The sequence below is a fragment of the Microcystis sp. M49636_WE2 genome, from assembly GCF_030065375.1.
GTDB lineage: Bacteria > Cyanobacteriota > Cyanobacteriia > Cyanobacteriales > Microcystaceae > Microcystis > Microcystis aeruginosa_C.
In genome coordinates this window covers 1-7,151 of record NZ_JASJFG010001026.1, presented here as the reverse complement: position 1 = coordinate 7,151, position 7,151 = coordinate 1, and the positions used below count along the sequence as shown (strand labels likewise).

Annotated in this window: 7 protein-coding genes; 3 read left to right on the top strand and 4 right to left on the bottom strand. The window is 41.0% G+C overall.

The features are described from left to right. The 3 genes from PX484_RS23530 to sbcC all read right to left on the bottom strand — a co-directional run. Nucleotides 1–639: DHH family phosphoesterase (locus PX484_RS23530; RefSeq protein ID WP_288105836.1), on the bottom strand; the 639-nt coding region annotated here is incomplete at its 3' end. A 69-nt stretch (nt 640–708) separates the two neighbouring features. Then, nucleotides 709–963 carry a MoaD/ThiS family protein gene (locus PX484_RS23525; protein WP_287766819.1) on the bottom strand — a complete coding sequence of 85 codons (255 nt, stop codon included), beginning with the start codon at nt 961–963 and terminating at the stop codon, nt 709–711. A gap of 19 nt (nt 964–982) precedes the next feature. Next, nucleotides 983–4,006: an exonuclease subunit SbcC gene (gene sbcC, locus PX484_RS23520; protein ID WP_287766818.1), complete on the bottom strand. Its 3,024-nt coding sequence runs from the start codon at nt 4,004–4,006 to the stop codon at nt 983–985. Nucleotides 4,007–4,383: 377 nt separating this feature from the next. Here sbcC and PX484_RS23515 point away from each other — a divergent pair, with 377 nt between their 5' ends. After that, nucleotides 4,384–4,722 (top strand): rhodanese-like domain-containing protein, encoded by a 339-nt coding sequence (locus tag PX484_RS23515; protein WP_002800651.1) that lies wholly within the window; start codon nt 4,384–4,386, stop codon nt 4,720–4,722. 338 nt (nt 4,723–5,060) lie between these two features. Further along, nucleotides 5,061–6,137, top strand: a complete 1,077-nt coding sequence (hrcA, locus tag PX484_RS23510; RefSeq protein WP_002800652.1) for a heat-inducible transcriptional repressor HrcA — start codon at nt 5,061–5,063, stop codon at nt 6,135–6,137. On the opposite strand, the gene PX484_RS23505 is transcribed toward hrcA, so the two are convergent. After that, nucleotides 6,124–6,417: a hypothetical protein gene (locus tag PX484_RS23505; protein ID WP_002760270.1), complete on the bottom strand. Its 294-nt coding sequence runs from the start codon at nt 6,415–6,417 to the stop codon at nt 6,124–6,126. The genes hrcA and PX484_RS23505 overlap by 14 nt on opposite strands. 229 nt (nt 6,418–6,646) lie before the next feature. Here PX484_RS23505 and menA point away from each other — a divergent pair. Next, on the top strand, nt 6,647–7,151 hold a 505-nt coding region (gene menA / locus PX484_RS23500; RefSeq protein ID WP_288105831.1), incomplete at its 3' end, for a 2-carboxy-1,4-naphthoquinone phytyltransferase.

The following is a 7,151-nucleotide window of genomic DNA, read 5'->3' as shown; positions in this document are numbered from 1 at the left end:
TTCCACTAATTTATAAGCAACGGCAACCCCAGAAAGATGATAGAAAGGATGGGTTTCCACAAAGTAGCGGGGATTAATCAGGGCAATCACCTCGGGGCGCTCGTCGGGTAGGGTATGATGATCGGTGATGATAATATCGATGCCTAGACTGTTTGCATAGTCAATTTCGGCGATATTCGTGCTTCCTGTGTCACAGGTGACGATTAAACTGGTTCCTTGACGCGCTAGTTTCTCGATACCAGGAGAATTGAGGCCGTGGGATTCTTTTTGGCGATCGGGTATGTAATAATCTAACTGTTGATAGGGTGGGAAAAACTGTCCCAATCCTTCCCAGAGGACACTGGTAGCGGTGACACCATCGGCATCGAAATCACCCCAAATAGTCACTTTTTCACCTTTATTTAGGGCTTTTTCCAGTCTTTTGACGGCGAAGTTCATTTCTTGCCCAAAATCAAAGGGAGTTTTTGACTGATAAGCTTTCTCATCCAGAAACGTCCCCAGAGTCACCACATCCCGGACACCGCGATGCCATAATATTTGTGCCACGACGCTGCCATTCGACTCTGGGGTATAGTCTTGGACTATTTTTAAAAACTCTTGGGGAAGCTCTACCGATGGGGGAATTTGCCAGTTAGACACGGGATATCAAGGAAAAAGTAAAAAGGAAAAAAGGTGACAGTCAACTTTTGTGATTTTCCCTATCTCCATTTAGCCACCACTAACGGGGGGAATTAAAACTATCTCATCGCCATTTTCGAGGATTTTCTCTCCCGAAACAAACTGAAGATTAACTCCAAAACGAGTAACACCGCGCCATCTTTCTAATTGAGGATAGGGGGCTATAATATAGTTTAACACTGCTGCCACGGAAGTGTGGGCAGGAAATTCGAGGTTTAATTGTGAAGTTTGATAGACTTCTTGATAAATAGCAAATAGTTTTACTGTAACCGTAATTTTTTCCATATTTACATCAATATTTTTCCTAGGATAATAACATCAATTGGGAACCCTGTTCGGTTTTGCGGACTTCGATGCGATGTTGAAAAGCTTCTTTAAATTGGGGCATATGAGTTACAGTCAAAATACAGGCAAAATCGGCGGATATAGCGTTAATTGCCGCGATTAAGCGCTCGCATCCCTCCGCATCCTGAGTTCCGAATCCCTCGTCAACAATGAGCATTTGTAAGGCTGTTCCCGCTCTTTGTGCCAATAATCTCGCTAAAGCTAATCGAATCGAGAAATTAATCCGAAAAGCTTCCCCTCCTGAATAGGTTTCGTAGGGACGAGATCCCCTGGTATCACCAATAATAATATCTAAAGTATCGATTGACTTTTGTTGCTGTTTCTTAGTACCTTTACCACTTTTTTGGGTTAAAAAATGCACATGAAATTGATTACCAGTTAAGCGAGCTAAAATATGATTAGTTTGTGCTTCCAACTCTGGTAAAACATTCTCAATCATCATAGTTTGTAAACCATTTTTACCGAAAGCTATGGCTAACTCTTTATAAACTGTATATTGTTTTTTAACTTTAGCTAAATCACTCTCTTTTTCTGTCAGTTGTTTACCTAAAGTTTCTAGTTGATGTAACTTCTCCTCAACCCGACCTTTTTGGGAGAGCAATCCATCAATTATCTGTCTTCGCTGTTGAATATTAGTCGATAATGCAGCTATTTCTTGGCGATAGTCGGTCAAAGTACCAATCTTTTGACTAATATTGGCTAACTCCTGATTTATCTTCTGGTGATCCTCATTTCGCACCTGTAATCTTTGCTCAATGTCAGCGATTTTAGCGGCTATTTCTGGATAATTTTTTTCTGCTTGTTGCCAGTCTTGATACTGTAATCTTACCCCCTGTAATTGTCGGATCAGATTTTGAATATTCTGATGTTCACCGCGATCATAATTCAAGTTTTGAATAAGCTTTTCTAAGCGTTCAATTTCCTGTTTAAGTGGGGAGTTTTGACCTAGTTCTTGTTTCTCCTGTTCTAGTCTAGCTAATCGATTAATTAAATTAGGTTTCTCGGCATTGATATTAGCTAAACGACGGTTTGCTTGCTTAAGTTCTGATTCTTGAATTTCTGCCCAACGCCATCTTTTTTCTTCTCCTCTGACTAAAGCATGACTTTGTTCATCATAATTTAATAAGGCAATTTCTTGATTGACAATTTGCAATTCTTGCTGTAATTCTAGGGCATAATTACCACTGCTTAAAAGTGCTTCTAACTCTGCAAGTATCTCCTCGGTTTTCTCTAGTTCTATTTCCTTTTCTTCAATAGTTTCTAACTTGACTTCCAACTGCACATACTTTTGTTGTAGATTCGATCTTACTGGCAATTCTTGTTTAATTTGGGCTAATTCCTCCCCTAAACGTTTTAAATCTCGATCGCAGTCTGCCATCCGTTCCTGTAGAGACCAAATTTGCTCTTGAATTTGTTCTTGATGTTGATGGGTTTTCCTGATTACTTGATGACGGTGATGACTGTCTAAATTCTGTTCACACAAAGGACAAACCGAATCGGGAATATTTAATTTTTCCAATTTATCAGTTAACTCTAAAAGTTGTTCTTCATATCTTTTCTGTTGATCCAATAAACTTTTTTTATCCACTTGTTTAAGAGTTTCCTTTTCTTCAACTCGTTCACAATAGGTTTGTTTTTTATCTAGTTCCTTAATCCGTTTGGCTAAATTGAGAGCTTCCTCTCTTAGTAGAGGAATACGAGCGATTTCTGTCTCTAATTGTTGCCGATTTCTTTGCAATTGTTCCCAACGAGCATTAATCCTGGCTTTTTCCCGTTCCAACTGCATATTTAGATCAGCTTTTCTGCTATTTAAAGGAGCATATTTTAAAGCTAATCTATCCAATTCCTGAAGACGTTGACGATGATAATTTAACTTCTCTAATCCTGCTTGAATATCTCCCGCTTGCTCGATAATTTTTTGAGTTTCTTGTTCCTGTCTTCCCAATTCTTCTAAACGAGCGCTCGTTTGTTGGATGGGAAGGGTAAATTCGTTAATTTTTTGCTGTAATTTCTGTTCTAATTGTTGTTTATCATACTGGGCCTGTTGCCAAGCTTGCAATTGACTTGACAAACTGGCCTCTTTCTGGTCTAAATTGATTAGGCGCTCGTGTGCGGTAATAATCTCATTTTTGCGATGAAGAATAGTCCTTATTTGATTTAATTGATTGTCTAGACTAACTTTTTCCCGGTCTAATCTCTCGATTTCCGCTAATAAAGCTCGCTCCTGTTCTCTTTGCCACTGCAGCTGTTTTTCCCAATTATGACGCTGATTTTCTTCCCCTTGCAGTTGCTGTAAACGCCGATTATTTACCTCTTGTTCTTGATTAATTTGGTTAATTTGGGTGCTTAACTCTTGCAGGTGTTCCCGATAAGAATTTTTCTCCTGAAGACGGAGTTTTATCGTTTCTACTTGCTGCTCAATCTGGAGGGACTGTCCATCAAATTGTTTCGATATATCCTTAGCTTTATTTGCTAAAATTTCATAGCGATCGAGTTGTAATAATTCTGCTAAAATCTGTTTACGACCACTGGGAGGCTGTTTCATAAACTCGTCCGCTTGTCCCTGTCGTAAATAAGCAGAATTAATGAAAGTTTTATGGTCTATTTTTAGATAAGTATTAATCTGTGCTTGGGTATCTTTAATACTTTTGCCCGACAAAGGACGAAAACTTTGATCATTAATCACCTGAAAATCTAAACCAGAAGCTTTTCCCCCCCGGTGACGACTACGGATAATTTTATAAATTTCTCCCCCATAACTAAACTCGAAATCTACCCGCGCATAATCGCTGCCCGCATGAATGACATCATCAGCAATCGAGACGCGACTTTCTCCCCAAATTGCCCAAGTAATTGCTTCGAGTAAAGAGGATTTTCCCGCACCATTGGCACCACAAATACAGGCAGTATGTAATCCGCGAAAATCTAGCACTGCCTCGCGATAACTGAGAAAATTTTTCAGGGTTAATTGTAGGGGAATCATAAGCTGGGAGGAATTATGAATTATGAATTATGAATTATAAAGTGGGGAGGTGGGGGGATGGGAGTGGGGAAGTGGGGAGGTGGGGAGAGGGAGAGAATGCAGTACAGATTAGAAATTAATCAGAGGATAAAAAACTGGGGAAAAGATAGCTTCAGCGCAATACATCTGGGTGAATCTATTCGGTATCAATAACTCCCTCCTGCAATAACCTCTGATCAAAGCTTAACTGAAATCCAGCCGGGGACAAATGCGCTTTTTTTGTTCCTCAGAATTCTCCTCACCATCATCACAACCTAGGCACTGTTCACAGATAACCGCTCAGGGTCCCTCGATTTGCTACTCTAAAGGAAAGATAACCGATTCTTAAAACCAAATCTATGAGCATTCCCGAAATTAGCGTCCATGAACTCGCTCTCCGTTTAGCCGATCATGATCCTAATTTACAACTTATTGATGTGCGCGAACCGGAGGAAGTTGCCATGGCATTTGTAGCCAATTTTACCATTTTACCCTTGAGTCAATACCAAGAATGGTCGCCCACTATTGCCAGCCAATTCAACCCCCAAGCAGAAACCCTCGTTATCTGTCACCATGGCATGAGATCCCTACAGATGTGCCAATGGCTACAAAGTCAGGGTTTTACTAATGTTAAAAATATTAACGGTGGCATCGATGCTTATTCCCTCCTCGTCGATCCTAATATTCCCCGTTACTAATTTTGATCGCCCCCATCGGGAAAAGAGAGGGGTACACTATCCCCTTTCTCCCCATTGATTACGGTTCTTCGGTTTGTCTTCTGCAATGGACGGGGTTATAAGGAATGAAACCCTTATAGAGACAGACATTGCTGCGATTTTTGTCAATTGTTTTTGATCTAGAGCGAACTAATCAATTAAATCTCTTGCCAGATAAGGATATAGTCGATTTATGCCACCCGATCGAACCATACCAAGTAACGAAGAACCTTGATAACTGATAACTGATAACTGATAACTGATTAAGCGTTATACTGTCTAAAAAAATGTTATAAATCTTTTGTTAAGATTATTCCCCTATGTCCGCTAGAAACCATCTCAGCGATCGCTATCAACATATCCTTAAGGCCACAATCCAACATTATATTGCCACGGCCGAACCAGTTGGCTCGAAAACTCTACTCGAAGAGTACAAATTTACTATTAGTTCCGCCACTATTCGCAATGCTCTCGGTAAACTGGAAAAAGAAGGTTTACTCTATCAACCCCACACTTCCTCCGGACGCATTCCCTCCGATTGGGGTTATCGTCTCTACGTCGATGAGTTAATGACTCCCGATGACCGTATCGGCGAAAAAATCGGCTATTATCTGCATAAAAACGCTAAGTCTCCTGCTTGGAGTCTCGAAAGTCTGCTACAACGGGCCACCCAACTTTTAGCCGGTTTAAGCGGTTATATCGCTATCGTTACCCTCCCCCACACCCTCACCAATACCCTGCGTCATCTGCAATTAGTCCCCGTCTCGGACCGGCAGATAATGTTAATTATTGTTACAGATAGTTTACAAACACGCTCGGTTATGATAGAGATTCCTGAGTCTATGGCAACGGACAAGAAGGATGGATTAGCAGAAGAATTACAAATCCTCTCTAATTTTCTCGGGGAAAAATTAAAAGGTTATTGCTTGGCAGATTTAATTAACCTCGATTGGCAGCAAATCGAGCGAGAATTTACCCGTTATACCCATTTTCTCCAACAATTAAGCCAAGAAATCGGCGCTAGTCTCCAATCCACTGCCACCCCGGAGATTATCGTCCATGGTGTCGCTGAAGTCATTCGACAGCCAGAATTCGCCCAATGGCAACAAGTACAAATGTTACTGCATCTATTGGAAGCGGAACAGGATCGCCTTTTACCCCTGATTTTACAAAGACCAGAACCGGAAAAATCAGCTAAAAAAGTCAAAATCACTATTGGTTCCGAAAATCCTCTGGAATCCATGCGTCCTTGTACTCTTATCTCCGCTTTTTATAAACAGGGAGATACTCCCGTCGGTAGTGTTGGCATTATCGGACCGACGCGAATGTTATACGAAAATACCATTCCCCTAGTAGAATCCACCGCTAACTATCTCAGCGAGGCTATAAGTAAGTAGATATCCCCCGCAAAGGTTCGGGAATAGGACAATCGACAGTAAACTCTAAAATTGTCTCACCATCCCCCAAATAGCCAGAATTGGCAAAACAGAGCAACATCCGCACCAGCGCCACCCACACCTCCGCATCAAACTCCCAATCCTGTCCCCGACGCGCTCCACAGGCGATCGATTTTAGCGCCCAAAAATAACTATTTCTCACCACTGAACCCCCTTTTTTATAAACAGGTACATCCTCATGGTGAATATAAAGAATATCATCTTTAGCGATCGCTCTCATCGGTGGCTAGGAAAGTTATAGGAATTTTCAGCTTACCGTCTAGAGAATAACACCCTATGTTAAATTTTGGGCGCATCCCCTGCACCCCTGCCATTTTTAATAACTTCTGTTGATCACCACAAATAGGAAATGCCGCCTTTCTAGTTGAGGCACAAAAAGCTATAATTCTACCTTAAACCCTCGTTTTTTATCCCTAGAGCGATCGAGTTTTCCTGATTATTATTCAGCTATGACCACCGATACTATCACCACTCCCTCACCCAAAAAACTCTGGTTAGCAGCCCTTAAACCACCAATGTACAGTGTGGCGATTATACCGATTATTCTGGGAACAGCGATCGCTTATCAGGAAACAGGTGGATTTTCTCTGCCGATTTTTGCCACTTTTATCCTCTCAGCTATTTTAATTCTCGCTTGGTTAAATCTCAGTAATGATGTTTTTGATGCCGATACTGGGATCGATGTTAATAAAGCTCATTCGATCGTTAATTTAACTGGCAATAAATCTTTAATTTTCTGGCTAAGTAATCTTTTTCTATTAGTGGGTATTGCTGGTATTTTTGCTATTAGTTATTGGCGAGGCGATTGGATGATCCTAGAATTAATCGCCCTCTGCTGTTTTTTGGGCTATACCTATCAAGGGCCTCCCTTCCGTCTCGGTTATCAAGGATTAGGTGAAATTATCTGTTTCTTTACTTTTGGACCCTTGGCGATTGCCGCTGCCTACTATTCCC